Genomic DNA, 239 nt, shown 5'->3' with positions numbered 1-239 from the left:
GCCATGGGTCAGGCTGCGGCGCAGCCGCTCGATCAGCCAGGCGCCGAACGTGTCGAGCTTCGACACCTGCGAGACGTCGATGGAGATGTTGGGCCGGGTGCCGCCGAGCTTCTCGGCGTCGGCGACCATTCGTTCCAGCACCGGCGCAAAGCGCGCCGTCCAGGAGCCGGCTGCACACAGCGCCAGCCCGTTGCCCCTGGCTATCCGCTCCAATGTCGGGTCGCCGCTCACCAATGCCC

The 239-nt window shown here is 69.5% G+C and carries 1 pseudogene; it reads right to left on the bottom strand.

Annotation, left to right across the window (positions count from 1 at the left end):
* A pseudogene (locus QSV46_RS40965) lies at positions 1-231 on the bottom strand (ABC transporter permease); the annotation flags it as partial.
* Positions 232-239: the final 8 nt, after the last annotated feature.

Source organism: Bradyrhizobium cosmicum (assembly GCF_032290525.1).
Classification (GTDB): Bacteria; Pseudomonadota; Alphaproteobacteria; order Rhizobiales; family Xanthobacteraceae; genus Bradyrhizobium; species Bradyrhizobium cosmicum_A.
The sequence above is the reverse complement of the archived record's forward strand: the minus strand, read 5'-3'. Positions and strand labels throughout refer to the sequence as shown.